The organism is Bacillus sp. FSL K6-3459 (genome assembly GCF_038003305.1).
GTDB classification, from domain to species: domain Bacteria; phylum Bacillota; class Bacilli; order Bacillales; family Bacillaceae; genus Bacillus; species Bacillus pumilus_O.
In genome coordinates, this window is record NZ_JBBOOW010000001.1 from 3,573,553 (window position 1) to 3,600,322 (window position 26,770).

The window sequence follows — 26,770 nt, forward strand, 5'->3', positions numbered from 1 at the left end:
CTCATATTTTTGATACCCTTTTTTTCAATGCAGCTGTGGGACTGCATTGTGATAAAAAGAGCAAACAAATGTAAACGGTTTATTGTAGGGGGAGGGTCTTATGTTAACGTTTGTTGGATTGTTGATTATTTTAACGATTGTTGTATTGCTGATTTGGGGGAAAGCAAGTCCAATTGTCGCTATGGTCATGGTGCCTTTAATAGGAGCACTGATTGCGGGATTTGGGATAAATGACATTCAAACCTTTTTTGAAGAAGGAATTATCAAAGTATTGCCGGTGGCGACCATGTTTATCTTCGCCATTTTATTTTTCGGCATTTTACAAGATACAGGGTTCTTTGAACCTGTAATTAAAGCATTAATCAAGCTGACAAAAGGAAATGTTGTCACAGTGGCAATGGGAACAGCTTTAATTGGGATCATTGCTCACTTAGATGGAGCAGGGGCTACAACCTTTTTATTAACTGTACCTGCACTGCTACCGCTTTATAAAAAATTACATATGAGTCCTTATTTGCTTCTGTTATTAATTGGGACGAGTGCTGGATTAACCAATATGATTCCTTGGGCTGGTCCGACTGGACGGGCAGCAAGCGTCTTGAATATGGATCCATCTGAACTTTGGGTGCCGCTTATTCCGATTCAGCTCATTGGGGTGGTGCTCGTGTTAGGAATGGCGTTCATTTTAGGAAAGAGGGAAGAAAAACGAATTCGGGTGAAAATTGCTGCAAACGAAGTAGCTGCTGTTCAACTAGAAGGCGCCGATTGGGATCGTGCCATTCAGTCTATTAGCGAAACAGGAGACGCTTCTTTAAAGCGTTATCATCTCATCTGGGTGAACCTTATTCTATTTGTGTGTGTTGTAGTACTTCTCGTGTTCAACGTGATTCCTGCTAGTTATATGTTTATGATTGGCCTGTCACTGGCACTGTTGATTAACTTTCCGAATGTGAATTTACAGATGGAAAGAATTAAGGCGCACGCACCTAGTGCTCTAATGATGGCGGCTGTTATTTTCTCCGCAGGTTCATTTTTAGGAATTCTTGAAGGTACAGGGATGCTGAAAGCCATTGCGGTCGACAGTATTCACATTTTACCAGCTTTCTTACTGCCATTTTTACATATTATCGTTGGAATGCTTGGGGTACCGCTCGATATGCTGACTAGTACAGATGCCTATTATTACGCCCTTTTGCCAATTGTTGAATCTATTACATCTGAGGTTGGCGTATCTGGTACTTCAGCGGCTTATGCCATGATGATTGGGAATATTATCGGAACCTTTGTCAGTCCTCTTGCGCCTGCTGTTTGGCTCGCTGTAGGCCTGGCAGGGGTCGATATGGGGAAACATATCCGCTACTCCTTCTTTTGGATGTGGGGATTCAGTATTATCCTTCTGTTTGTGGCGATGCTGATCGGTATCATTTAAAAAAAGAAAGACATGCGTACAACGACGCATGTCTTTTTCTTTGTATTATGAAGGATATTCATTTGTGTGAATGTCTTCTGTTTTCGGCTTTCTAATAAGAGACATCAATCCAATGATAAACAATAGAACCATTGGAACGAATGCAAGGCCAACTGTTCCAATCAAAAGAGTCACAGCAGACACCAAGAAAAGAACACCTGAAATCACGGCACGGCGGTCTGTTTTCAAGAGAATCACACCGACAATCGATAGCACTGCTGCAATTGCGGAAACAACCATGTACTGAGTACCAAATGCATTAACCGAAGCCTGAAGCGTTTCAATTGGTAATGTTTCTCCTTCCTCTTGTAACACTTCATTGATTTGATCATACACTGATGGACCTATGGAGAGGAATAATGCTCCAATTCCAACACCAATGACATTGAGGACAATACTGATAATCCCCATAATCTTTTCACCTTTACGTCTAATCATGTGTAAACCTCCTAAAAATTTTAAAATTTAACTACCTGTTTTCACTTCTCGTTTCTGGAAGACAATTAAGGCAATGGCTAAGAAAATAGCCCAATAGATGACTAGGACGATTAGTGAGAATCCTAGAGACATGTCTTCGATAAAAGTAGGTGTGTCTGCAAAATATTGTGCAGGATCATTTGCAAACAATAAGTATTTCGCCCAATCAAAGAAGAACATCAAAATGCTTGTGATGGATGCTCCAACAATATATGCTAACACACTGATTGCGATAGAAATGGCCTCACTTCTAAATACCGTTGAGATGGCAAAAGAAAGTGTCCCTAATACAACAAACATAGCACAATGTGCCAAATAATAAGAGACCATATTTGCAAACTGAGACCGCTCAATGACTTCACCATTTTGATAAGCCAAATGCACATAGTCATGATTTAGTCCAAAGAATATCGCACCTAAGATAAATGATAGGATAAATAACACCGCGATAAGAAATAGAGAATAAAGTTGAACAGTAAAGTATTTAGATAAGAGAATCTTCATTCTTGATGGTGGACGAATTAACAATAATTTAATTGTACCATGCTTATATTCAGCCGAGACAATGGTGGCTGCAATGATAATCACAAACACACCGACCAGCTGCAGCAAATCAGCATTGATCTTCACATAAGCCCATGCATTTTTACCGAATTGATCCTCAGGAGGCAAATCATGCTTGATTCGATACTCATTGATCGCTATATCCTTTTCAAGAGATCTCTTATAAAATCCTATATTATCCTCTTTCAATTCTTGTTTCTTTGCTTTATTGATCGATTGCAGCTCAGTCTTCCAATCACCTGATGCCTGATCTCCGTCATTTGTCTTAACCGCAAAGATCAACGTGGCAATCATCCCTAAAACAAGAAGTCCAACCATAATCCAAGTTCCAATACGATAACTGATCTTCATCCACTCGTTTTGAATGAGGCGAATCATACGTCTGCCTCCTTTTTACTTGTTAAGCTTAAGAACTTATCTTCTAAGGTTTGTTTTTCTATTTTGATTTCGTACAAATGAATGGACGCGCCGCTCAAATGACGAATCAATTCCGGCATTTTCTCTTCTGCCAAGGAGAAGAATAAATACTGCTCCTCTTCTCTTACAGTCGTGCCTTCCTCAAATATACCAATGAGCTTCTGCGCTTCTTCCAGCTCACCAGATGCAACCTTCATTCGATAATTGACCAATTCGTCCTGGTTCGTCTCTGCACGCTGATCCTCAATCGCAATCAGCTTGCCTTTTTGGATAATCGCAAAACGATCACACATCAATTCCATTTCTGACATGAGGTGACTTGAAACAATGACAGCTAGCCCTTCTTCCTTTGCAAGCCTTCTCAAGTAATCTCGTATCATGCGAATTCCCTCTGGATCAAGTCCATTGGTCGGCTCATCTAATATCAGCAGTTTCGGTCTATGTATCAGTGCTTGCGCAATGCCTAAACGCTGCTTCATTCCTAATGAAAATGTTCGGACACGCTTATGTTTCACGTGCTGTAAGCTGACTAGTTCTAGCAGCTCATCAATTCGCCCTTCATCCACTTTCCCATTCATTCTGGCAAAGTGAACAAGATTTTGTCTAGCTGTTAAATGATTATACATTTCTGGGTTTTCAATAATAGCACCAACATCTTGAATGGCATGCTGATATGAAGATTGAATACTATGACCATTAATCAGAATGTCACCAGATGTAATTGGAGAAAGACCGACCATCATACGAATGGTTGTCGTTTTCCCTGCGCCGTTTGGTCCCAAGAAGCCAAAGACTTCGCCCGTTTGGACAGAAAAGCTCAAGTCTTGAACGATCTTTTTCCCGTGAATATGCCTAGATACATTATGCAGTTCTAAAACGTTCGTCACGTTACCTCTCCTTCTTTGTCTAAGTATCATCTATCATCTATTTCCTGATAAACACCATGATCCGTTAAAAATAGAAGAACACTTCCATATGGTACAGCAATGCCCAGAAGTTGTGAAGAGGATGAGCTAAAATTTAGCGAATCATCTGCCTTTTTTAAGGTTGGGTTAAGAAAACAGCCATTTTTTATGTGATAAGAGGCTTGATTTATTTAAAAATGAACCTTTTTCAACAGGTATATATGTATGGATTTCTGTTTAAGATTATTCCTTTCACCTATAAATAAAGAAAAAGAGGCTTCTGATTGACAGCCTCTTTTCTCTCATTATACCTTTTTCACAAACTCTGATTTTAACTTCATTGCACCAAAGCTAGGAATTTTACAATCAATGTTATGATCGCCTTCAACTAACCGAATGCCTTTGACCTTCGTCCCTATTTTTAAAACGGAAGAAGAACCTTTTACTTTTAAATCTTTGATGACAGAGACCGTATCCCCATCACTTAATAGATTTCCATTCGCATCTTTGACCACAAGCTGCTCCTCTGTTGCTTGTTCTTGTTCAAGTGACCATTCATGCGCACATTCAGGACAAACTAGGAGACTGCCATCCTCATAAGTATACGTCGAACTGCATGAAGGACAATTTGGTAGATTAGACATTTGTGTTTCCTCCAACTTTCTTATTCATTTCATACAATTTTACCACATTTCTATAGAAAGGATGTGATAGAAAAGGAAACATTTTTCAACCCTTACTTATTTTTTCCAATTGATATAGCAGCCGCAATATTCCGAGCGGTTCTCTCTACATGAGTAGCACCATCTCTCATCGCCTCAGAAAGAGATGTTACACCTGGAATGATACTAAAAAGGGCATCAATGCCATGCTCATGTACGACTGCACTGTCTTTTGAGAGGGAACCTGCGATGCCGATCACAGGCAGGTGATACTGTTTTGCTGCTTTGGCTACACCAATTGGGGTTTTTCCATAAATGGTTTGCTGGTCAATTCGGCCCTCCCCAGTAATGACAAGGTCAGCCTCCTTGATAACCTCTTCAAACTGAACAGCTTTCAGCACAATGTCAATTCCTCTTTGCAAATCAGCGTGTAAAAAGCCTAATAAACTCGCACCAAGTCCTCCTGCCGCTCCTGCCCCCGCTGCATCTTCAAAGGATACATGAAACTGCTTTTCTGCTATGTTAGCAAAATGAGCTAAATTCTCGTCTAGCACTTGAACCATTTCTTCACCAGCACCTTTTTGAGGACCAAATACAGCAGACGCTCCTCTCTCACCTGTTAAAGGATTATCCACGTCACAGGCTGCCTCTAGCCGAACAGATTGCAGTCTAGGGTCCAGTCCAGTTAGATCAATAGAAGCTAATTGATGAAGGGCTCCACCACCTGGCGACAGCTCCTGTCCTGCTTGATCAAGAAAAGCCGCACCTAATCCTTGCATCATCCCAACGCCGCCATCATTTGTTGCACTTCCGCCAAGCCCAATAATGACATGCTTTGCTCCTTGATCTAGCGCAGCAAGCATTAATTCCCCAGTTCCCCTCGATGTCGTGAGTAACGGATTGCGTTTTTCTTGCGGAACAAGGTGTAACCCAGAGGCGGCGGCCATCTCTATAACAGCTGTCTCACCGTCTCCTAACATGCCAAAAAAAGCATCGACGGGGTCACCAAGCGGGCCTGTGACCACATGATGGATTATGTGCCCACCCGTCGCATCAACTAGCGATTGAACAGTTCCCTCTCCTCCATCTGCCATGGGAAGTTTGATATATTCAGCGTCTGGCAAAATCGCTTGAAATCCTCGCTCGATGGCACATGCTGTCTCATATGCAGATAAACTTTCTTTAAATGAATCTGGTGCAATCACAATTTTCATCCTAAAGCCCCTCTTTTCTTATCAAATGTTATCAGCCAAACAACTGGAAAACGCCGAATATAATGGTCGATACGACGGTTAATGTCAAACCAATTAACGATTCAAAAGGCATGAGCTTCAACCGCTCTTTGATATCCATTTGAACACTTCCTGCTGTTGCATGGAAAAAGCTTCCGTGCGGCATATGATCAAGTACAGTTGCACCAGCATGAATCATCGCTGCCCCTGAAAGAGCCGATACGCCTAGGCCAAGTAATGTACCGCTAAATACGCCACTCGCTACTGCTGTTCCTGCTGTTGTCGAAGCAGTGGCGGCTGACATAAAGATCCCTGAAGCTGGTGCAAGTAAATACGGAGGTAATCCCGAAGCATCAAGCGCTTGAATAAACACATCTTTTAAGGAAGAATTCGATACAATGCCTGCTAGTGTGCCTGTCCCTAATAACATAATCGCTACACCCGACATTTTATGAAGCCCAGACATCGCATAATCATTGAGAAACTTCCCTTTTTTCATGAAAAGAGCACCTATAATGCCTCCGATCGGTAAAGCGATCATTGGGTCTATATTGATTTGAAAAAGCGGTCTTAATGCCAACAATAAAATGGTGACAAGTGGACCCGCAAGTGCTTGAAAAAAAGCCGGCACTTCAACTTTGCTTAGCGCGGTTTCCTCTTCAAGAACAGGTGTCCCTTTTTTTGCAAGCTTTTTGGCTAACACATATGTAACAGCCAATCCAAACACAGCCGGAATGACACCCGCAGCCATCATTGAAGTAAGCGGTACACCAAAAGCATCAGAAGCGGCAATGGCATTTGGATTCGGTGACATGATATTTCCTGCCTTCCCGCCTCCAATCATGGCGAGTAAAATCCCCGTTTTTGACAGCTTTGCCCGTTTGGCAATCGCAAGGGCAATAGGTGCTACCGTGATAACGGCTACATCTACAAAAACGCCCACTGTCGTTAAGATCATGGTTGCCAGTGCAAGGGCTAATAACGCCCTCGCCTCTCCAAGCTTTTTCACGATCGCCTCAGCGATAGATAAAGCTGCACCCGACTCAATTAAAACGCCAGCCAGTACACCTGCCGCCATAATTCTGAGGACAGCTGGAATCATATCCTTAGCGCCTTCCATCATGACGTTGACGGTCTGAACAATATCTACACCGCCTACCAAGCCGCCTATGAAAGCACCTGCCAGCATGCCATACGCAGGTGATACTTTTTTTAGAATAAGAACTATCGCAATAACCAGTGCCATCATGGCTCCCAGTGTACTTACAGTCACATCTCCATTCATACTCGATCCCCCCAAAATGTCTTTCTTTTATTGTAAGCGTTTACTAAATGGGATCGGGTTGTGAATCTAGATGAACTTTTTTCATTTATCACTTCAACTTATTGTGCATATGCACAATCAAGATAATTGATTCATCAACTGCGCCATATAAAGCTCCATCAACTGTTTTACATGACGAGGATCTTTTCCGGTCAAAGATTGTATCTTATCTAAACGATATCTCAATGTATTCCGGTGAATATATAAACGATCAACAATTCTTTGTAAATCACCGCCCTCTTCAATGTAAATTCTTAATGTGTGGGCAAGCTCCACTTCTTGCGTTAATGGCTTGTAAAAGTCAGTCCAGCTACCGTTTTCTTCAACAACTCCTGTAGTGATCAATAGCCTTTCCAACTGATAAGATTCAAAAAAATAAATCCTTTCCTCCGGATCAAGAGCCTTCCCCAACCGCAAGGAATCTCTTGCGTGCTCAAAGGACAATGACAGATGATTTATATCGTCTGCGACAGCCCCTATCCCCACCAGCACTTGGCCCCCTACTGCATTTTCCATTTTTCTTTGCAACTGCACAACCACATGTTTTAAACGATGATCAGAAAGCGGCTGCCTTAAAAGAACCAATTCATGACGAAAAGTCATGCCAAGCAAATCATCCGCATTCTTATCGTGTTGAATCGCATGCATCATTTTATGCACAGCGTCTTCTGAGGATGGAACTGGCTGAAAAATGATGGCCATTCGACGCTTATTTAAATCCATTCCCAGCCATGAAGCTCGGTTCTTTAGCTGATGATCACCAACCTCCGAATCAGAAATTAACTGATTGACAATTTCACTCTCTATCCGCTGCCGCCACTGCACTCGTTCAAGCAGAAAAGACTGCTCTAACACTAGCTCAGCTGCCATTTTCACCAGCTCGGCATGATGCCGAATATCCTTCGGCTCACCTGTAATGCCAATCACACCAACTACTTGTTCACGAAAGCAAATCGGCAAATTGATTCCTGGTCTTACTCCTTCTAATTGCAAGGACGCATCGTAGTCAATTTCTATACTGTTCCCGTTTGTTAGCACAAGTCGTGCACCATCATGTTTCTGACCAATCCTGTTTCGTTCACCAGAACCAATGATGACACCATCCGCATTCATTACATTAATATTTTTATCTAAAATACGCATCGTACGTTCAACCATTTCTTGTGCCAATTCAGTGGTTAAAAATTGCATGGGGCATCTCTCCTGAAGGTGTTTTCATTCAATGTATCATAGTGTCATTGCACAATGAATGCAAAGTGTTTAAAAATGAGTCATTGACAAAGGTACCTTGAAAAGTGTTTAATCAAATCAAAGGACCGACCGACAGTCTAGTCAAAAGAAAGGATGGCTTTATGAGAACCATTAAACATCCTGAAGAACGTAAAAATGACATCTTAAACGCAGCCGAAGAGCTTTTTTCTACCAAAGGCTATCAGCAAACAACGATCATCGACATTCTGAAAGCTGTTGGCATTGCAAAAGGCACTTTTTATTATTACTTTTCATCCAAAGAAGAAGTGATGGATGCCATTATTGACAGGATCATCAAAGCAGATATCATCGTAGCAAAGCGTATTGCGGCAGAGCCAGACCTTCCAGTCGTCGACAAACTATTTCGCATCATCATGGCGCAATCGCCAAAGCAAGGAAGCAATAAACAAGGCATGATTGAACAATTTCACCAGCCTTCTAATGCAGAAATGCACCAAAAAAGCTTAATCAAAGCGATTAAAGAATTGTCACCCGTTTTAGCTGATGTCATTCAGCAAGGGGTAGAGGAAGGGACATTTAAAACGAATTACCCGCAAGAAACAGTGGAATTCCTTCTTGCTTCTGCACAGGTCATATTTGATGAGGGCCTTTTTCAATGGACAGCCGAAGAGAGTATGCAGCGCGCACTAGCTTTTATCGATATCCTCGAATCCTCATTACATGCAGAACAAGGGAGTTTCTCCTTTCTTCTGAAACGTTTAACTGGAGAACTTGATGAACATAATCAGTGATTGGTCACTTCAATACCAATCCTGCATATATTATAGACTGACGGTCGGTCTAAAAGGAGAGTGATACCCTTGTCTTTATTATCCAAAAGAGGCTCATCCCACTTTATTTACCTCGTGCTTGGACAGATTATTTCCGTTTTTGGGTCTTCCTTGATTCGGTTTGTTCTATCTTTACACGTGCTGGATATGACTCAGCGTGTTGATTTATATGCCTTACTGTTCGCTTTATCCAATGTCCCACTCCTTCTTTCCCCCTTAGCAGGCGCAATCGCTGACCGGTTTAACAGAAGGAACTTGATGATTTTATTTGATGTTCTCACTGGCATCATGATTGTGGCTTTTTATTTTTGGCTATTCTCAGGCAATGATTCACTCTTTATGATCGGAGCAGTCATGGTACTTCTTGGTGTGATGAGTACGTTCTATGCTCCCGCTGTGATGTCTAGCATTCCACAATTAGTAAAACAGGAAAAATTAGAACAAGCAAACGGGATCGTCAATGGTGTGCAGGCACTTTCAGGTGTTCTCGCTCCTATTATAGGCGGGGTACTGTACGGACTGATTGGAAGTCAATCCATCATAGGTGCCAGTGCCATCGTGTTTTTTCTATCAGCATGCATGCTTTTACGGTTAAACATATCCTTCTCACCTAGCCCCTTAACGGAACCTATGGGCAAAGTGCTCGTAAAAGATATGAAACAAGGATTTTCCTATATTGGCAGTCAGTCATTTTTAAAAAGAGCCATGTTGCTTGCTGCAATGTTAAATTTCATCCTCACACCATTTTTTATCGTAGGTGGTCCGATCATTTTAAGGGTCACAATGAAAAGCAGTGACATCATGTATGGAGTAGGCATGGGCTTAATTGAGTTTGCGGTCATCGCAGGGGCTCTGCTAGTTGGACTTGTAGCAAAGCATTGGCGTATCCCTACTTTATATCGCTGGCTGATCGTCATCGCGATCATCTTGCTACCTGTCGCATTCTCAACATCAAACACAGCTCTTCAATTTGGCACTTATCCAGCTTGTTTTCTCTTTCTAGCAGGATGTCTTCCGATTGCTATGCTGCTTACAATGATCTCAATCGTTGTGATTTCACATGTTCAAAAGAAAACGCCAAATAATCAATTAGGAAAAGTGATGGCCAATCTGACAATGGTTTCTCAATGCGCTGCCCCGCTTGGTCAAATGATGTATGGGTTCTTGTTCAATACGTTTTCAGCAAACATGTATGTGACAGTTCTAATAGTCAGTGCTTCCATGTTTGCCCTTGCCTATTTAACAAAAAATATGTTGCAACATGAAGGGGAATCAGCCTCATGAGACTGACGTTTATCAAGAAGGACTTAACCCGCCACCGTCTCATTTCCATCGGTTTAACCATTTGCATAATGATGACATCATTTCTAGCAACAAGCGCCGCTCAAATGACAGTACAGCTGAATGGTTCCATTTCTAATCTGCTCCATTCAGCCAAGGCACCAGACTTTGTCCAAATGCATGACGGGAGCCTAAAGGAAAAAGATATTGAGGCATTCTCAAGCAAGCAGCCCATGATAAAAGCACATCAAATCGTCCCAATGATTCCAATTGAACATGCAAATATCAAGTTCGGAAACGAATCCGCCAAAGCAGGTGTGATGGATCATTTATTTGTGAAACAAAATCGTTATTTTGATTTTCTGTTAAATGAACAAAATGAAAAGCTCACTATCAGTAAAGGTGAAGTCGCTGTGCCTATTTACTTTCAGCAAAGATATCATCTGAAAATAGGAGAAACGTTACTGATCGTGAAAGGATCTAATCAATTCTCTTTCCGCATCAAAGCATTCTTGCGAGATGCACAAATGAATCCCAGTCTTGTTAGTTCGAAAAGATTCCTTCTTCACCATAAGGATTGGGACGCAATGAATCAAGTGTTTCATAAAAAGGAATATTTAATTGAATTTTTACTGCATGATGCCACTCAGGCAGATGCTTTTCAAGCAATCTACCAGTCATCCCAGCTTCCACAGCAAGGTCCAGCTGTCACTTTACCTTTGCTGCGTATGCTGAACGCATTGACAGATGGAATGGTAATCGCCATTCTCCTACTGGTTTGCATGCTGCTCATCGGTATAGCCCTTCTCTCTCTCCACCTTGCTATGACGGCTTCTATAGAAGAGGACGAACGTGAAATTGGGATATTGAAGGTGCTTGGGATTCCTTTAACAAGAATCAAGCAATTATACGTTGGAAAGTATGCTTTCCTAGCTGGTATAGGGTGTTTAGCAGGATATGGGTTATCTCTTATATTTGGTGATATGTTTACAATCAATATTCAGCGATATATGGGGGAACAACCTTCATTTACTTCTTGGTTTATCCCGCTTTGTGTTTCTATTGTGATAGCAATGATCATCATTTCTTGTAGCTATACTGTCCTGAGAAAGTTTGGTCGAGTATCGGCCGCTCAAGCACTTCAAGGCAACGTTATTTCAACGAATGATAAAAAACAAATACCTTTGCATCTCAAGAAAAATAGGTTCATACCAGTCAATATTTGGATTGGTTTAAAAGATTTGTTATCACGAAAGAAGTTGTATACAACGATTACTTGTATTATCGCCCTTTGTACATTTTTGATGCTGCTACCTATTCAGCTATGGTATACCTTACAATCGCCGGATTTCATCACATATCTTGGCTCTGGTCAAAGCCACCTTCGAATTGATATACGACAAGGAAATCATCTAGAGGAAAATACTAATAAAATAGAATCAATGATTCGTGAAGATCGAGATATTCATACATCAGCCATATATGAAACAACTTCTCTTCAGGCAAAATCAAAGGAGAATTCATTAGAAACACTCTATTTAGAAACAGGAAATCTCTCAGCATTTCCTCTCACCTATTTACAAGGGCGACAGCCTTTAAAGAATAAAGAAATTGCCTTATCAGTGCTCAGCTCAGATTCACTTCAGAAAAAGGTTGGAGAAAAAATTACTCTCGTAACAAACGGACAGGAAATTCAAAAAACTGTGACTGGCATTTATCAGGATGTCACCAACGGCGGGAAAACAGCAAAAGCAATATCACAGCCTTTTCCTCAATTAGCCCTTTGGAAAACCATTCAAATCCAACTAAATCAAGGAGTAGAAATTGCCGAGAAAAAGACAGTATTTGAAAAAGAGATATCTCCTGCAAAAGTGACAGATATGAAAGAATACATTCATCAAACAATCGGCAGCACAGCATCTTTAGTAAAAGTCGTCGCATTTTTGTCTACATTAGCTGCTTTTGGAACCGCTAGTTTGATGTTATTCATGTTTCTGCACATGTTAAAAGCAAAAGATTCCAGTCGAAACCATTTGTTAAGAACGATTGGATTTTCTAAAAAAGATGTAGCAGTACAATATCTCACAAGTTTTATCGCCGTTATCTCTTTAGGCACCTTTATTGGGACGATCGCTGTTCACACAATTGGACCAGCTTTAATGAGTGTAGGTGGAGCATCCTTAGGGGCATCAAGCCTCCAGTGGCTGGCACCACAATGGGTGTCATTTGTGTACCCAATCACACTGTTGATTGTCAGCTTAGCTTTAACTGCTTCGTTATTGAAGACGTTTTTTACTAGTCAAACTACACGTCATACACTTTCATAAGGAGATGTTTCACATGGAACACTTGATTGAAACAAAGCGATTGTCTTTGCAAATTGATTCTTTAAAAGGACAGAAACAAATCATTCTTAAAGATATCCATTTATCGATACGGCCTGGGGAATTTGTGACCATCATGGGACCTTCCGGATGCGGGAAAACCTCTTTACTTTATCAGCTTAGCGGGATAGAAACAGCCTCAACAGGAGACATCAAATATAAGGGCCGTTTACTATCAAAAATGACAGATAAACAGTTATCTGCTCTGCGTTTAACAGATATGGGATTTGTCTTTCAACACAGCCACTTACTAAAAAATCTTAATCTATTTGATAACATCATCGCTGCAGCTTACTTAACAAAGAAAAAGCCAAGAAAAGAAGTGAATGAACGAGCTAGATATTTAATGGAGAAGCTTGATATTGATCATTTAGCCGATAGATATTTGTCAGAAGTATCAGGGGGTCAGCTTCAAAGAGCCTCTATCTGTCGAGCGCTTATGAATGAACCAGACATTCTTTTCGCTGATGAACCAACAGGTGCTCTTAACTCCCATGCAACGAAGGAAGTGATGAATATTTTTTCGGATATCCATTCTGAAGGAGCGACACTGTTGCTTGTCACACATGACCCTAAGGTTGCTCTTCGTTCTGAAAGAATCATGTTTATGAATGACGGAGAAATAACAGCCAGCTTACATTTAGGGAATTTTGATGAGGCAAGTGCCGAGAAACGGGAGACCCGATTAAATCAATGGCTCCAAGGTTTGGGGTTTTAAGTTGTAGTAAAACAGGCATTTTTCGCCTGTTTTACTTTTCCTGGCACTCAAATGAATAATCCATAGAAAAACTATTAGTTTCTAATATGATTTTACCGCCTGCTTGTTGACAAGATTCTGTCAGCAATTCGATTTCTTTGCTATAAAAGTATCTCTTTGACATATAAAGAGTCATTAAAACGAGTAACAGCGTCGCAATAACCACTGTAATTTGCCAGTTTAGAATTTTAAATCTTTTTTTCATATCAACATCCTTTCCAACAGACGATTTTTTTTGTAATTAATAGCTATTTTTCTACTTCTATCAGTTTGTATTCCAAATTTGACCTAACATCATCATAACTGATTTTCTTTGAGAGATCGACCTTCCAACTTACCCACCGATCACCTAAAATCTCTTTATTTGTAATATACCAGTGGTATTTTCGATCATAATCATAAAACCCATTGTATATACTCCTTTTTTAGACAATTAAAAAAAGATTTTAATCATTTGTAAAAACATTCAATCACCATTACAATTTCGTTCATCACATGACCATTGGTCCTTTTTATTACCTCTTGGCAATCACCTCACAGAAACGATTATATTCTTCCAAAAAATGTGATATCGTTTTTTAGTGAAACAGGTGAAAGGATCTTAAAGAGGTGAAATTTCATGGCTATCATTTCTGCTGAACAGGTGGGGAACCGTTTAAATGATTGGCGAATTGCGATTCGCAAACATGATGTACAAAGTGCTAACGCAATTTATACAGAATTAAAGCAATTGCTTCAAGAAATGGAAGAGAATCAGGAGGTATTGACTTATTATTCATTGCTAGAAGGCAAGTATAAACTCATGATATATGAACGAAGAGGTAAAAAACTGAATGAACAGACAGAGCTAGATTGCCCCTCTAAAACAAACGACTTAATTGAATACTATTTTTACCTATACAAAGCCCTTTACGCTTCATATAACAGAGATTATGCATCAGCCATTGGACTGTTTAAAATTGCTGAGAAAAAACTACAAAACATTCCGGATGAAATAGAAGTAGCTGAATTCCATACGAAAATCGCAAACTTATATATGCTACTTCGTCAAAGCCTAATTTCTCTTCACTATATTCAGAATGCTGTAGATATTTTCAAAAGTCATGAGGGATATGAAAGAAGACTAGCAACAGCCTTTGTCATCGCCGCTGCTAATTATATGGATATTGGCGACTTCACAAGAGCAGAAAACTACTATATAAAAGCATTACACATCGCTGACAATTTAAATGATCATTTTCTAACTTCACAGCTTTTTCATAATATCAGTATTCTGTATGCTGAAGCTGGAGAATCGAAAAAATGTATCGATGCCCTAGAACAGGCTCTAAGTGATGAAAACTACCTCTCATCGTGCTATTTCCATCACACCATGTTTATGTTAGTCAAAGAGCTATTATCTATTGATGAAAGAACACAAGCTCTCTATTACTTCGAATTAGTCAACCAAAAACACGAATCAGAGAAATGCCCCATCTATACAGCAAAAATGAATTTGCTTTACCATCTATATTTTACTGAGGATATGTCTCAAAAAGCTCAAGCCTGTTTCGAGGAAATCAGCATTCTAAAAGAATTAAAGGATGCTGAAGGTGCATGTGAATTAAGTGCTCTGGCTGCAAAACACTTTGAAGATCTAGGTGCCATTCATCAAGCCTATCTCTTTTTGAAGGAAGCCTATCGCATGAACCATCCTATATTTGAATGGAGGATTTCTAATGAAAAAAATGAGTGTATTGATCATCGCTTTAACCATTGTCGTTTTCGGACAAACAGTGTCTTTCAATTCGTTAAATGACACAAATCCTGGCACAACAGAACGACCTATCGGAACTTAAACATAAAACTGATCACAGCAAAGAACCACTTGCCTGATCACAAGGCAAGTGGTTCCACCATTATTTCAATTGCTGATAAGACATGAGGCGGTGTATATGTACCGCAAGATAAGTAAGCTCATCATTCGGAATGACGATACTATGCACCTGTTTAATATAATCTTTGATTTTAAAAGCAACATCCATCGCTTGAGGATACAAGTGTGCAATTTGTTCAAACAACTCATTTTCTTGATCCGAGAGTAATTTATTTGCATAAAACCTCTCTACAAAGAACTTCACATGTGTAATGAACCGACTATAATGAATATTCTCTTGGTCCATTTTCATATTCAATGCATAGCGCACAAGATTGACAATGCTTCCGATCATTTTGGCATATTTCATGCTATCTTTTGAATCGGATTCTTCACCTAATGCATTGATTAAGTGAAAGGCGATATTGGCTGCTTCTTCTTTTGGTAATTGTATGCTCAATGTATCATTGACTAATTCAAGAGCGTACTTCCCTACTTCAAATTCTTCAGTATAGTAATTTTTGATTTCCCAGTACACGCGATTCGTAATATTAATATTCTTTTTATGTCGTTCAACAGCAAAATTCAAATGATCCATTAAGGTAAAATAAACACCTGAATTTAGATTTGAATTTAACCGTTTTTCTGCATATTGGACGATGCGCTGAGTTAAGTCGATAAACTCTTGAGGCATTGAATCTAACAATTGAAGAAATTCCTTTGCTCTCATATTATCGACTGACATAAAGACTTGGTCCGCTTTTTTCTCTTCTATCATTTGACCTGGTTTCTGTCCATAGCCGATCCCACGGCCAAACAAAACCATCTCCTGTTGGTTCTGATCTTCAGCCAGGACCACACTCGAGTTTAAAACTTTTTTGATTTTAAACATCGTCATCACCTGTTTTCAAGATTGTGGTGTTCAATCAAGCGATTCACCATTTGTCTCAATGACTTTTTGGTACCAGTAAAATGAGTCTTTTCGAGATCGTTTTAATGTACCGTTCCCATCATCATCTTGATCTACGTGAATAAAGCCATATCGTTTTGACATTTGTGATGTACCTGCACTAATAATATCAATTGAACCCCAGCTCGTATATCCAAAGAGATCGACGCCTTCTTCAATCGCTTCTCTCATCTGACGGAAATGCTCTTTAAAATAGTTAATCCGATAGTCGTCATGGATAGAGCCATCACTCTCAACTACATCCTTTGCTCCCATTCCATTCTCGACAATGATAAGAGGTTTTTGATAGCGATCATATAGTTCGATTAAAGAAATTTTCAGACCAACTGGATCAATTTGCCAGCCCCAGTCAGTTGAAGGTAGATAAGGGTTTTTGACTCCACGAATCGTATTCCCTTCTGTCTGCTCTAACCCTTCTTGAGCTGATTCAGTTAAAGACATATAGTAGCTAAATGAGATGAAATCGACTGTATTATCTTTTAGAATGTTGAGATCATCTGCTTCCATTTGAATATGAATATTTTTTCTCTCAAGCATCCTTGTAATCAGTGGTGGATATTCGCCAAACACCTGAACATCTGCATAGAAATAGTTTTCTAAGTTTTGTTTTAAAGCTTGTTCCACATCATTCGGATGGCACGTATGCGGATACGTTGTCAATTTTGTCAGCATACACCCAACCTGGCTACCAGGGATAATACGATGGCAATCAGCTGTTACAAGAGCAGATGCAACAAATTGATGATGGAGTGCTTGATACACGGTCTCTTCTACTTTACCTTCTGGGCAACGATCAGGAATAATTCCTGCTGTAATGAATGAGTGGCGGTGAATACTATCAATTTCATTAAAGGTGAGCCAGTATTTCACATCATGTTGATAACGTTCGAAACAAACATTGGCGAACTTCACAAAGAGATCGACCACTTTTCTTTCCACCCAGCCGTTATATTTCACACTAAGGGCTAAAGGCATTTCATAATGAGAGAGTGTCACAATCGGTTCTATATTGAGTTTTTTCATTTCGGCAAATACACGATCATAGAATTGCAGACCTTTTTCATTTGGTTCAGCTTCTTCTCCAGTAGGGAAGATACGACTCCACGCAATAGAAATGCGAAGTGTTTTAAAGCCCATTTCAGCAAATAGAGCCAGATCCTCTTTATAATGGTGATAGAAATCAACACCTCTGCGTTTAGGGTACTTTTTATCATCTGGGTCATTTATTGCACGTTCTATATTTTCAGAAGTCACAGCAAGATGTCCTTCATAATCTTCTACACTTAAGTTGGAACGATACATTGCAATATCTGCAACTGATGGTCCCTTTCCATCTATATTCCAGGCACCTTCTGCCTGGTTGGCGGCAATGGCGCCGCCCCATAAGAACCCTTTTGGAAAACCTTTAATTGTTGTCATATGGTTAGCCTCCTAATTGTGTGACAACCATCAAAGTATCTTGACGATTGACCTCTTGTAATGGCTGTACTTTTATTTCATATTGATCTGTATTTGTGATGACAGCAAGTGTAACTGGATCATAACCTGCGGCTATGATTTTTTCTACATCAAATTCAATCAGTAAATCTCCTGCTTGAACACGTTCTCCTGCCTGCACTTTTGGCTGAAAATACTGTCCTTCCAATTGCACGGTATCAATGCCAATGTGGAATAACACTTCAACCCCTTGGTTCGTTTTCATACCAAGTGCATGATTTGTTTCGAACAGCATGGTTACCTCACCATCTACTGGTGCGTAAAGCGCTCCTTCTGAAGGGACAATGGCAATTCCGTCTCCCATGACCTTTGAAGAAAAAATATCATCTTTTACTTCAGATAGAGAGATCATTTGACCAATCACAGGACTTTTGAATGTTTCGCCTGCTCCAATTTGTTCAGCAAATGCAGCTTGATCATTTGTCTTTTCTTCTACTGTTTTATCCTTACCTAATACAAATGCAGCTATAAAAGCGACAATAAAGGAAATGACTGCTCCAATGACAGCAAACATTAGATTTCGTGGGAGCTCATCTGATATAAACATCGACATACTTGCTAATCCAGGGCCAACAAGTACAAAGGCTTGTATACCAACTAATCCAATGAAGATCCCGCCAACAAACGAACCAATCATGACACTTCCAAGGACTCGCTTATTTTGAAGTGTCACACCATACAAAGCAGGCTCTGTGATACCAAAAAATGCTGAAATTCCTGCCGAAATAGCTGTTGATCTGAGTACCTTGTCTTTTGTGCGTAGTGCTACAGCGAAACACGCTCCACTTTCCGCAATATTATGCGCAAGTGATGCTGGCAGATAAAGTGCTTCTTTCCCAAGGGTACCCATCGTTGTGACTGCATAAGGGACCATTGCTTTGTGCATACCTGATGCGACCATGAATGGAAGGACTGCTGCTAAAATCGCGACAGCTACCCAGCCTACTGTATTAAACATTGCAAGAATGATGGATGAAAAACCTTGTCCTGCTGTAAAACCAATCGGTCCTAATAGAAGTAATGTAACTGGTACAGTAATGACTAATGACATCATTGGAACAAAGAAAATCCGAATTGGTTTTGGTGAAAATCGTGTGAAGAATTTTTCCATTTGAGCGTAAAGCAATACAGAAAGGATTGCTGGGAACACTTGATACGCATAAGCTATATTTTTCACGTCGAATGACAGCAATTGCGCACCTTCAGTAAGCATAGCCGTCATGTTCGGAAGAAGAAGCGCACCGACAGCTGATAATGCGACGAGTGGGTTCACCTTTAGTTTATTCGCCGTCGTTACAGCGACTAGTAAAGGCAGGAAGTAAAGCGGTGCGTCCCCTACCATGTTCAATATTTGATAGGTTTGACCCTTTGCATCCATCCAGCCTAATAGAGAGAAAAGGAGAAGAAATGATTTTAAAATCCCTCCACCTGCGATAGCTGGAACAAGCGGCTGGAAGACACCGACAATGAAATCTAATAGAACTGTGCCTATTTTTCTTTTTTCTTTTGGCTGATTAGATGGCATAACTTGCCCCGATGAGCTGCTTCCCATTAGTCTTGTTACCTCTTGATACACTTCAATCACGTCATTCCCAATGACCACTTGGCATTGTCCTGACATTCTGACAGCTATGACACCTGGTGTTTTTTCTAGTGCTGGTACATCTGCTTTTTTCTGATCAATTAGTGTGAAGCGAAGTCTTGTTGAACAGTGCTCAAGGTGCGCAATGTTTTCTTTACCACCAACATGCTTTAAAACGTCTTTGGCAACTTGTGTGTAATCCATTGTTTCTCCCCCTTTTCCCATACATGAGACCTATATTTTGGCAATAAAAAAAGGATCTAAAACGACAAATTAAAGAAATTCATCGTTTTTAGATCCTGCCTGCATGACCAGTCACATGTCTAATTTATTTATATTGGATTTGTTTTTAGTATATATCGATTATATGAAAGCGTCAACATTTATTTTTCTGAAATTTATTAAGGTCTATCTACCTAAATTAATTTTCTTTAATTTCATTAAAACAACCTTTCTCGCCTTTTTATACATCGATATCCTTTTATCATCAATAAGAACTATCTCCATGATAAAAAACCAGATAAGTTTACTCATCTGGTTTTCACCATTTATTATTTTTTCTGTTCTTCTGCTTTCTTTTTAAATGCTTTCGCTTGTTTTTGATATTCCTTCTTCGTGACCGCTTTTAACTCTACGGTACCGCCTGTCATTTTAAATGGAAGTTTGATTGATTTTACATCTCGATCAGTGGAACCTTTAATGATCCCATCTTCAATTGAAGGCTCATAGCCCATTTTAAAATTTCTTCCATCCGTTTCACCCGAGACTTCTAATCTCATTTCTTTATAAGGCTTACAATCTTCTCCGGGAACCGTTGTGATTAGAAGGGAGCCGGTCCATCCAATCTCAATATGCATGGTTTTCACCTGTAAAAATAATTGTTTGTCCTTTGCCGTATAGAGAAAGCCATATACCTTTGCCACTTTCTCCTTGAAGTTTCTCATACTATCATAAAACCTATCTTCCGCGGTATCGAATAGATAATCATACCGTTTTTGAATATCTTTATGATATTTATCTAGCTTTTTTTGATTGATCGCCTGATAAATCGTGCTTTTCTTTTCGCCTTGTTTTTTCACTGAAAGGTCTTTTCCTGAAAAATGAACTTCGTATACGATCGTTTCTTTACCTTGTGTGACTTTGAATTCATATCCATTTTCTTTTGAATTGCCGGATACAACAAATTGTTTTTTATAGATATGCGGATCCCATCTCACTTCTTCTACATACTTTTCATTCAAATGCCCTGTTACTTTCCCTTTGCTCTCAGATACCTTAAACCAGCTCATTCTATCCTTCGTTTTATACGCAAATGCATAGGAATGGTTCAATGAATTTTTTTGTGCGATTGCTTGATATGCTGTCCAGCCGCCTCCACCAATGACTAGCACTGTTAAGATAGACACGATCCACAATTTCAATTTACTCATACGTACCTCCTCTGTTAACATGAGTATTTTTCCTCCATTATCATGTCAAAACACAATGAACAAAATCTGTTATCTCTTCACCTCCTTTATAAAATTTGAAAACCAGCTTGTATTTTCTACTGAACATCGCTTATTATATATCTAAATGATATATCTTTTAGATAGGTGTGCTGAAATGAAAAAATACAATGATACGACGTATGCAATTTTAGGTATTTTAACGACAGATTGTAAGTCAGGGTACGAAGTGAAGCAATTAATTGATAGAAGCTTGCATCATTTTTGGAAAATTAGTTATGGACAAATTTATCCAGCTTTAAAGTTAATAGTCGAGGAAGGGCTTGCTGAGGTTTCACCTGCTTCTTCGTCAGGTCGCTCCGACAAGCGGGAATATCATCTGACTGAAAAAGGGCTGGAGACGTTAAGGCAATGGCTGGCAAAGCCTCTTGATCAGTTACCAACAGAACGAAATGAAGTGTTATTAAAGTTATTCTTCGGTCAATATCTTTCGATTGAGAAAAAACTGGTGCTTCTGCAGGATTATGAAAGACAGCTTCGTATCCGTTATGAGACCTATGTTTCGATTGAAGAAAACATTCAAGAGCTTTATCCCGATGAAGCAGATGCGAAGTATTGGCTGTTTACATTAGATTACGGAAAAAGAGTGGCTCAAGCAGGAATTGATTGGTGTGTGGAGACATCCCATTTGATGAAGAAGGAAGGGTAAATGTATGAAAAAAGACATACGTACTGGCAGGTTTACAACGGAGAATTCTGACTCGATTGTTGTGTTTATTATCGGCATGCGGATCAACAAACGCTGGGCGATTCATCAATGGATGCCTGTGTTCATGTCAATGCCTGGTATGATCAAAGAGCTGTATACCCATCAAGAAGAGCTTGGTTTCCTCGGGACAGAGAATTACTTTGGCTTACGCACGACAGCGATGATCCAATATTGGAGATCAACAGATGACCTTCTGGCTTATGCAAAGATGGAAAAACATTTGGCAGCTTGGAAGAACTTCCATCAGAGGGCTCAGAACAATGACGCAGTGGGTATTTATCATGAAACTTATCAAATTCAAGCCGGCTCATATGAATCCGTCTATGTGAACATGCCTTCTTATGGACTGAGCCAAGCGAGAGCGCCTATCCCAATTGGTAAAGGAAAACAAACAGCAAAAGAACGGCTGAAAACAACAAATTCCTAGAGAGCGAATCTCTAGGAATTTCTTTTTGCGACGGTCACAAAATGTTTTAATATGCGGGCTGTTAATCCCCAAATGGTGTAGTCTTCATAATCATAAAACCATTCCTCTATCGAACGACTCCCCCAGCGGTACTTCTCACCATTCATGATTTTTTCATAAGGGAAATCCTCAGCTGGTGTTGGCTGAACGGATACATGATGTAAGTATGGCTCATATTGATTTAACCATGATAAAGGCACGGTAAAGGTCTCTTCTACTTCTTCTTGATTGAAGGAGTGTTTTAATTTTTGTTCATCAATGATCCCGACATATGGATAGACCACGAAGGACGGAGATGCAATGTAAGGGCTGAGCTGTCCAAGAATCTCCACCGATTCTGGCGGAATGCCAAGCTCTTCATGTGTTTCTCGCAATGCAGCCTCCTGTGCTGTTTCGCTGCCGTCGAGCTTGCCACCAGGGAAGCTAATATCACCCGGCTGTTTTCTCATGATGAGCGATCGCACCTCAAATAAAATATGCCATTCTCCGTTTACTTGCACCAAAGGGACAAGGACTGCAGCTTTGAACGCTGTTTCTTCTCCAATAAATAAAGGTTGAGATTGATGTAAGTCATTTTTTAATTGGTCAATGAACACGGACATCACCTATTTTCTGTTTCTCTTTCTTTTAGCGTATCATGGTTCATCTTTTGAAGAAAGATGAACCTTCTGACAATTATCTTTATCAATTTGACAACTTTACTTGTCAAATTGATAAAGATGCTTTACAATCAAAGAAAGATTCAGATCAAAATTGAGGTGACAGAATGAAAAATCGATTAAAAGAGCTTCGTGCGCGTGATGGTTTGAACCAAACTGAACTTGCCAATCGTGCAAAGGTTTCTCGTCAGACCATCAGCTTAATGGAACGAGATGAATTAATGCCGTCTCTCTTGCTCGCTGTTAAGCTTTCACGAATTTTTCAGGAACCCATTGAACGTATTTTTCTATTCGAGGAGGATGAACTATCATGAAAACTGTATACAAAATGCTATTAGGTGCTCTCCTTGGCTTTCTCGGCGCTTACTGTCTGCTGGCAGCTGAATTTGAGATGACCCTTCTTGATGTCGCATTTGAAGCGACTCTTGTCATCAGCGGCTTGACGATTGTATTGATTGTTTATTGTTTTTCAGGGATTTCACGTATGAAGAAAAGAGTATCACTTTCGGTATCTGGAGATGAAGAGGATGAACTCGAAGCAAAACAGTATCGCACCTTTACTGATTCGACTTTAGCCAATACAGTGAGTACCATTTTATCCATTACTGCCATCGGTATGGCTATCGTTACCGAACTTCCTATTTGGCTGATTCTCGTCAATGTTGCTTTATTTATCATCACCATTATCAGTTCTTATGTAGCGTTATCCGTTCTAAAACTTGTCTACCCTAATCGCAATCTCCCAAGCCCGACTGACAAAGATTATAATAAAAAACTGCTTGCTATTTCTGACGAAGGTGAAAAGCATGTGATGCTTGGCGGACTGTTTCACACGTATCAAATGATGAACATCTTATTGACCGGTGCCATGTTTATTTTGATTGTGTATTCCCTTGGGGCCAATCACTCTCAGCTCTTCTCAATCATCGTGATTGGAGTTGTTTTAATCCTTTTGAATGCCAATTATATGTTCAGGATTAGAAATCGTTGAATGAACAAAAGCACAGCCTACTGCAAAGGCTGTGCTTTTTTCTATCTATTATGACGCACGGCGTTTCTTTCTTGCATAAATCAATAATAAGAAACCAAACCAAACTGGTGTTAACAAGAGCGCCGGACGTGTTGCATCCGCAAACAGCATGATCACTAAAATGGCAGCAAAAAGGACAAGAACACAAATGTTTACAAAAGGTGTGAACGGTGCTTTAAAGGTAGACTCCTTATGCAGTTCAGGACGTTTCTTCTTATATTTCAAATGGCAAATTAAAATAATACTCCATACCCAAATGAAACAAATGGCACTGATGGTTGTAACAATACCAAAGGCTTGCTCTGGAATCAGCTTGCTTAAAAGAGCACCGACCGAAACTACAATCGTTGAAACGAATAGTGCATTACTTGGTACAGCGTGCTTGTTCAGACGGCCAAAGGAAGATGGGCCTTGTTTTTGATGACTGAGATTATACAAAATTCGGCTCGTCGAGAACATACCGCTATTACAAGCAGAAGCCGCAGACGTTAGGACAACAAAATTAATAAGTCCCGCTGCTACTGGAATTCCAATCAGACCAAAGGTTTTTACAAAAGGACTTTCTGATGCACTGAGCTCAGTCCATGGATTGATACATAGTAAGACAAAAATGGCGCCCACATAGAAAAAAAGAATTCTTAATGGAATTTTATTAATCGCAGACGGGATGTTTTTTTGCGGATTGGCTGTTTCTGCTGCGGACACACCGACCAGTTCCACTCCCACATATGCAAAGATGACCATTTGGAATGACAGTAAGAAGCCTGTGACACCATGTGGGAATAGTCCGCCGTGTGACCAAAGATTCGTTACCGTCACCGGCCCTGTATCTGTTTGAAAACCAATGATTAAAAGAACAATTCCAACGCCGATCAGCAATAGAATCGTAATCACTTTAATAAGTGCAAACCAAAATTCCATTTCTCCGAAAAGCTTCACCGTTAATAAATTAAACCCTAGTAAAATCAACAAACAAATGATAGCAGGAATCCATTGCGGGATGTCAAACCAATACTGCACATACACTCCGACCGCAATCACATCCGCCATCGCGGTCATAATCCAGCAAAACCAATACGTCCACCCTGTCACGAAGGAAGCCCACGGACCAAGGTAGTCCTCTGCAATATCGGTTAATGACTGATAGCCTGTCTTCGATAAAAGCAATTCACCAAGTGCCCTCATGACGAAAAAGATCGCCATTCCGACAATTAAATAAGCAAAAATGATCGATGGACCTGCCAATTGAATGGCCTTTCCAGAGCCTAAAAACAGCCCAGTTCCAATGGTTCCGCCAATTGCAATCAACTGAACATGGCGGTTTGATAAATCTCGTTTTAATTCTTGTTGTTCCAACGCTAACGCCTCCTACGACACGATATTATACTGAAATAATGAACTCTCAAAAAGTCCATAAAAAAAGAGATTGGATGCGCTCCAATCTCACGGTCATAAAAGAATAGCAAAATAGAGAAAAGCAATACACGGCATCAACCATGCATTACAAATACAATATTTCGTACTCTTCTGTCCTTTTGCCTGAGATTGTGAACCCTTCGGCGCCGCACATACATGCGGTCTCTCCAGAAGCTGCTCCTGCTATAGTGTGACCCACAGCAATCATAGCCTTCGTTATTTTATTAAAATGTTGCTATTTCTGAATAATTTCATATTTTACGCCTCTAAAAGAAACCTGTCAATGGAAATTTTTTATGAGTAACGGTTGTAGCCATATAACTTCACTTCATCAATCCCTCTTGATTCATGTATAATAAATCAAAAGATGTTCGGCGAAGGAAGTTGGTGTAATCAAATGAAGAAAATGAACAAACAGCGCGTCACATTACAGGAAGTTGCCAAGCATGCCGGTGTTTCGACTTCAACGGCATCACTTGTTGTTCGAAATAATCCTAGAATCTCTGAAGCCACTCGAAAAAAAGTACTGCAATCCATGGAGGACTTAGGATACGTTTACGACCGTGTTGCTGCCAACATGCGATCAAAAAGCTCAAATATCGTGGGTGTGATTGTCACGGATATTTCTAATACCTTTATGTCTGAGTTTTTAATTGGCGTGCAAACCACGCTTGAATCACTGGGCTATACTGTTCTACTTGGTACGACCTTTGACAGTGTCGATAAGCAGGAGCGGCTCATTTCCACAATGGTAGAGCACCGAGTGGGTGGAATTATTTTAAACCCAGCTTCAAAAAGCTCTGCACGCACGGTCAAACAATTAAATCAAATTCGCACCCCAAAAGTACTGGCAAATCGAGAATTATCAGATGTGCAATGTGACTATGTCGGTGTTGATTATGAACAAGGTGCTTGGATGGCGATTCGTCATCTTCTTCAAAAGGGGCATCGGCGTATCGCCTTCTTAGGCGGCATCAAGACCTCATCAACTTGGATTGAGCGGATGAAAGGTTTCAAAAAAGCCCATGACGAAGAAAATCTGACGATTGATGATTCTCTTATTATAGACATAGAACCTACTCGTGAAGGCGGGAAAGAAGCACTTGCCCAAGTGATGGATCAGCCTGAGCCTCCTACTGCTATTTTTTGTTTTAGTGATCTATTCGCATTTGGAGTCATTCAAGAACTATCAGCACGGGACATTAAGCCTGGTGAAGATATCGATGTGGTTGGATTCGATAATGTTCCTGAAGCGGAAATGTACCATCCGCCGCTCACCACTGTTTCCTCCTTCCCCCGATCCATCGGGGTAAAAGCAGCGAACCTTTTATATCATAAAATGAACGAACAGGATGAAGAGCTGCAGAGATTGATCTTAAAGCCTCAACTTCATATTAGAGAAACCGCTCCCTCATCATGAAAAAGAGAATTGCGTACAGCAATTCTCTTTTTTATTGATCAAGTCAACGATTTCTTTGTTTCATTTTTCTTTTTTTAAATCACAAAGTCATAAACTTGACACATTTAAAACACAGGAGTATATTTATCTCGTTGCTTCTTTTAGT

The 26,770-nt window shown here is 40.0% G+C and carries 25 protein-coding genes and 1 riboswitch; of the genes, 11 read left to right on the forward strand and 14 right to left on the reverse strand.

The features are described from left to right. Positions 1–100 precede the first annotated feature (100 nt). Positions 101–1,429: a CitMHS family transporter gene (locus MHI35_RS18220; RefSeq protein WP_144519866.1), complete on the forward strand. Its 1,329-nt coding sequence runs from the start codon at positions 101–103 to the stop codon at positions 1,427–1,429. A 45-nt stretch (positions 1,430–1,474) separates the two neighbouring features. On the opposite strand, the gene MHI35_RS18225 is transcribed toward MHI35_RS18220, so the two are convergent. The 7 genes from MHI35_RS18225 to MHI35_RS18255 form a co-directional block, all read right to left on the reverse strand. Then, positions 1,475–1,906 carry a DUF4064 domain-containing protein gene (locus MHI35_RS18225; protein WP_144458308.1) on the reverse strand — a complete coding sequence of 144 codons (432 nt, stop codon included), beginning with the start codon at positions 1,904–1,906 and terminating at the stop codon, positions 1,475–1,477. A 27-nt stretch (positions 1,907–1,933) separates the two neighbouring features. Further along, positions 1,934–2,887 carry an ABC transporter permease gene (locus tag MHI35_RS18230; RefSeq protein WP_151021153.1) on the reverse strand — a complete coding sequence of 318 codons (954 nt, stop codon included), beginning with the start codon at positions 2,885–2,887 and terminating at the stop codon, positions 1,934–1,936. Further along, on the reverse strand, positions 2,884–3,813 hold the full coding sequence (locus MHI35_RS18235; RefSeq protein ID WP_335349444.1) for an ABC transporter ATP-binding protein: 930 nt from the start codon (positions 3,811–3,813) through the stop codon (positions 2,884–2,886). The genes MHI35_RS18230 and MHI35_RS18235 overlap by 4 nt, the downstream gene beginning before the upstream one ends. A 323-nt stretch (positions 3,814–4,136) precedes the next feature. Continuing rightward, positions 4,137–4,475 carry a zinc ribbon domain-containing protein YjdM gene (locus MHI35_RS18240; protein ID WP_335349443.1) on the reverse strand — a complete coding sequence of 113 codons (339 nt, stop codon included), beginning with the start codon at positions 4,473–4,475 and terminating at the stop codon, positions 4,137–4,139. Positions 4,476–4,567: 92 nt separating this feature from the next. Beyond that, positions 4,568–5,707: a glycerate kinase gene (locus MHI35_RS18245; RefSeq protein WP_335349442.1), complete on the reverse strand. Its 1,140-nt coding sequence runs from the start codon at positions 5,705–5,707 to the stop codon at positions 4,568–4,570. Positions 5,708–5,738: 31 nt separating this feature from the next. Then, positions 5,739–7,010, reverse strand: a complete 1,272-nt coding sequence (locus MHI35_RS18250; protein WP_144519850.1) for a GntP family permease — start codon at positions 7,008–7,010, stop codon at positions 5,739–5,741. Positions 7,011–7,127: 117 nt separating this feature from the next. Further along, the gene (locus tag MHI35_RS18255) at positions 7,128–8,240 is read right to left on the reverse strand and encodes a CdaR family transcriptional regulator (protein WP_335349441.1); all 1,113 of its coding nucleotides are present in this window, start codon (positions 8,238–8,240) and stop codon (positions 7,128–7,130) included. A 161-nt stretch (positions 8,241–8,401) separates the two neighbouring features. Between MHI35_RS18255 and MHI35_RS18260 the strand changes: the two genes are divergently transcribed. The 4 genes from MHI35_RS18260 to MHI35_RS18275 all read left to right on the forward strand — a co-directional run bounded on the left by MHI35_RS18260 (position 8,402) and on the right by MHI35_RS18275 (position 13,474). Further along, positions 8,402–9,052, forward strand: a complete 651-nt coding sequence (locus MHI35_RS18260; RefSeq protein WP_211062748.1) for a TetR/AcrR family transcriptional regulator — start codon at positions 8,402–8,404, stop codon at positions 9,050–9,052. Between the two features lie 69 nt (positions 9,053–9,121). Then, positions 9,122–10,375 carry an MFS transporter gene (locus MHI35_RS18265; RefSeq protein WP_335349440.1) on the forward strand — a complete coding sequence of 418 codons (1,254 nt, stop codon included), beginning with the start codon at positions 9,122–9,124 and terminating at the stop codon, positions 10,373–10,375. Beyond that, entirely contained in the window at positions 10,372–12,699 is a 2,328-nt protein-coding gene (locus tag MHI35_RS18270) for an ABC transporter permease (protein WP_335349439.1), read from the forward strand. Before MHI35_RS18265 ends, MHI35_RS18270 begins: the two co-directional genes overlap by 4 nt. 13 nt (positions 12,700–12,712) lie before the next feature. Further along, a complete protein-coding gene (locus MHI35_RS18275; protein WP_335349438.1) occupies positions 12,713–13,474 on the forward strand; it encodes an ABC transporter ATP-binding protein in 762 nt (253 codons plus the stop codon). A gap of 31 nt (positions 13,475–13,505) precedes the next feature. Here the strand turns inward: MHI35_RS18275 and MHI35_RS18280 are convergent, their stop codons facing one another. Next, complete coding sequence (locus MHI35_RS18280; protein WP_211062752.1) at positions 13,506–13,718, reverse strand: hypothetical protein; 213 nt, start codon at positions 13,716–13,718, stop codon at positions 13,506–13,508. A 414-nt stretch (positions 13,719–14,132) separates the two neighbouring features. Between MHI35_RS18280 and MHI35_RS18285 the strand changes: the two genes are divergently transcribed. Continuing rightward, entirely contained in the window at positions 14,133–15,311 is a 1,179-nt protein-coding gene (locus MHI35_RS18285; protein WP_335349437.1) for a Rap family tetratricopeptide repeat protein, read from the forward strand. Between the two features lie 100 nt (positions 15,312–15,411). Here the strand turns inward: MHI35_RS18285 and MHI35_RS18290 are convergent, their stop codons facing one another. From MHI35_RS18290 to MHI35_RS18305, 4 genes are all read right to left on the reverse strand, one after another. Further along, entirely contained in the window at positions 15,412–16,260 is an 849-nt protein-coding gene (locus tag MHI35_RS18290; RefSeq protein ID WP_335349436.1) for a PRD domain-containing protein, read from the reverse strand. A gap of 30 nt (positions 16,261–16,290) precedes the next feature. Further along, positions 16,291–17,757, reverse strand: coding sequence for a glycoside hydrolase family 1 protein (locus MHI35_RS18295; protein ID WP_335349435.1), 1,467 nt, complete (start codon positions 17,755–17,757; stop codon positions 16,291–16,293). 4 nt (positions 17,758–17,761) lie between these two features. Beyond that, a complete protein-coding gene (locus tag MHI35_RS18300; protein WP_335349434.1) occupies positions 17,762–19,621 on the reverse strand; it encodes a beta-glucoside-specific PTS transporter subunit IIABC in 1,860 nt (619 codons plus the stop codon). Between the two features lie 347 nt (positions 19,622–19,968). Continuing rightward, the gene (locus MHI35_RS18305) at positions 19,969–20,847 is read right to left on the reverse strand and encodes a hypothetical protein (RefSeq protein WP_335349433.1); all 879 of its coding nucleotides are present in this window, start codon (positions 20,845–20,847) and stop codon (positions 19,969–19,971) included. A 175-nt stretch (positions 20,848–21,022) separates the two neighbouring features. On the opposite strand from MHI35_RS18305, the gene MHI35_RS18310 reads away from it, so the two are divergent. Together MHI35_RS18310 and MHI35_RS18315 are read left to right on the forward strand one after the other, a co-directional pair. After that, positions 21,023–21,574 carry a PadR family transcriptional regulator gene (locus MHI35_RS18310; RefSeq protein ID WP_144458519.1) on the forward strand — a complete coding sequence of 184 codons (552 nt, stop codon included), beginning with the start codon at positions 21,023–21,025 and terminating at the stop codon, positions 21,572–21,574. A 4-nt stretch (positions 21,575–21,578) separates the two neighbouring features. Then, positions 21,579–22,061, forward strand: coding sequence for a DUF4188 domain-containing protein (locus MHI35_RS18315; protein WP_335349432.1), 483 nt, complete (start codon positions 21,579–21,581; stop codon positions 22,059–22,061). A gap of 11 nt (positions 22,062–22,072) precedes the next feature. Here MHI35_RS18315 and MHI35_RS18320 read toward each other — a convergent pair whose 3' ends face one another. Further along, positions 22,073–22,696: an NUDIX hydrolase gene (locus tag MHI35_RS18320; protein ID WP_335349431.1), complete on the reverse strand. Its 624-nt coding sequence runs from the start codon at positions 22,694–22,696 to the stop codon at positions 22,073–22,075. A 170-nt stretch (positions 22,697–22,866) separates the two neighbouring features. On the opposite strand from MHI35_RS18320, the gene MHI35_RS18325 reads away from it, so the two are divergent. Together MHI35_RS18325 and MHI35_RS18330 are read left to right on the forward strand one after the other, a co-directional pair. Continuing rightward, entirely contained in the window at positions 22,867–23,073 is a 207-nt protein-coding gene (locus MHI35_RS18325) for a helix-turn-helix transcriptional regulator (RefSeq protein WP_012011842.1), read from the forward strand. Continuing rightward, positions 23,070–23,750: a DUF3169 family protein gene (locus tag MHI35_RS18330; protein ID WP_335349430.1), complete on the forward strand. Its 681-nt coding sequence runs from the start codon at positions 23,070–23,072 to the stop codon at positions 23,748–23,750. Before MHI35_RS18325 ends, MHI35_RS18330 begins: the two co-directional genes overlap by 4 nt. A 48-nt stretch (positions 23,751–23,798) precedes the next feature. Here MHI35_RS18330 and MHI35_RS18335 read toward each other — a convergent pair whose 3' ends face one another. Beyond that, positions 23,799–25,145 (reverse strand): amino acid permease, encoded by a 1,347-nt coding sequence (locus MHI35_RS18335; RefSeq protein ID WP_335349429.1) that lies wholly within the window; start codon positions 25,143–25,145, stop codon positions 23,799–23,801. A gap of 161 nt (positions 25,146–25,306) precedes the next feature. Next, a riboswitch (glycine riboswitch) is annotated at positions 25,307–25,386 on the reverse strand. Positions 25,387–25,602: 216 nt separating this feature from the next. Between MHI35_RS18335 and MHI35_RS18340 the strand changes: the two genes are divergently transcribed. Further along, positions 25,603–26,625, forward strand: coding sequence for a LacI family DNA-binding transcriptional regulator (locus MHI35_RS18340; RefSeq protein WP_335349428.1), 1,023 nt, complete (start codon positions 25,603–25,605; stop codon positions 26,623–26,625). Positions 26,626–26,770: the final 145 nt, after the last annotated feature.

Coding starts and splice junctions, on each gene's coding strand:
- MHI35_RS18220 (WP_144519866.1), top strand. CDS start 101: ATGTTAACGTTTGTTGGATTGTTGATTATTTTAACGATTGTTGTATTG.
- MHI35_RS18225 (WP_144458308.1), bottom strand. CDS start 1,906: ATGATTAGACGTAAAGGTGAAAAGATTATGGGGATTATCAGTATTGTC.
- MHI35_RS18230 (WP_151021153.1), bottom strand. CDS start 2,887: ATGATTCGCCTCATTCAAAACGAGTGGATGAAGATCAGTTATCGTATT.
- MHI35_RS18240 (WP_335349443.1), bottom strand. CDS start 4,475: ATGTCTAATCTACCAAATTGTCCTTCATGCAGTTCGACGTATACTTAT.
- MHI35_RS18245 (WP_335349442.1), bottom strand. CDS start 5,707: ATGAAAATTGTGATTGCACCAGATTCATTTAAAGAAAGTTTATCTGCA.
- MHI35_RS18250 (WP_144519850.1), bottom strand. CDS start 7,010: ATGAATGGAGATGTGACTGTAAGTACACTGGGAGCCATGATGGCACTG.
- MHI35_RS18255 (WP_335349441.1), bottom strand. CDS start 8,240: ATGCAATTTTTAACCACTGAATTGGCACAAGAAATGGTTGAACGTACG.
- MHI35_RS18260 (WP_211062748.1), top strand. CDS start 8,402: ATGAGAACCATTAAACATCCTGAAGAACGTAAAAATGACATCTTAAAC.
- MHI35_RS18270 (WP_335349439.1), top strand. CDS start 10,372: ATGAGACTGACGTTTATCAAGAAGGACTTAACCCGCCACCGTCTCATT.
- MHI35_RS18275 (WP_335349438.1), top strand. CDS start 12,713: ATGGAACACTTGATTGAAACAAAGCGATTGTCTTTGCAAATTGATTCT.
- MHI35_RS18280 (WP_211062752.1), bottom strand. CDS start 13,718: ATGAAAAAAAGATTTAAAATTCTAAACTGGCAAATTACAGTGGTTATT.
- MHI35_RS18285 (WP_335349437.1), top strand. CDS start 14,133: ATGGCTATCATTTCTGCTGAACAGGTGGGGAACCGTTTAAATGATTGG.
- MHI35_RS18290 (WP_335349436.1), bottom strand. CDS start 16,260: ATGTTTAAAATCAAAAAAGTTTTAAACTCGAGTGTGGTCCTGGCTGAA.
- MHI35_RS18295 (WP_335349435.1), bottom strand. CDS start 17,757: ATGACAACAATTAAAGGTTTTCCAAAAGGGTTCTTATGGGGCGGCGCC.
- MHI35_RS18300 (WP_335349434.1), bottom strand. CDS start 19,621: ATGGATTACACACAAGTTGCCAAAGACGTTTTAAAGCATGTTGGTGGT.
- MHI35_RS18305 (WP_335349433.1), bottom strand. CDS start 20,847: ATGAGTAAATTGAAATTGTGGATCGTGTCTATCTTAACAGTGCTAGTC.
- MHI35_RS18310 (WP_144458519.1), top strand. CDS start 21,023: ATGAAAAAATACAATGATACGACGTATGCAATTTTAGGTATTTTAACG.
- MHI35_RS18315 (WP_335349432.1), top strand. CDS start 21,579: ATGAAAAAAGACATACGTACTGGCAGGTTTACAACGGAGAATTCTGAC.
- MHI35_RS18325 (WP_012011842.1), top strand. CDS start 22,867: ATGAAAAATCGATTAAAAGAGCTTCGTGCGCGTGATGGTTTGAACCAA.
- MHI35_RS18330 (WP_335349430.1), top strand. CDS start 23,070: ATGAAAACTGTATACAAAATGCTATTAGGTGCTCTCCTTGGCTTTCTC.
- MHI35_RS18340 (WP_335349428.1), top strand. CDS start 25,603: ATGAAGAAAATGAACAAACAGCGCGTCACATTACAGGAAGTTGCCAAG.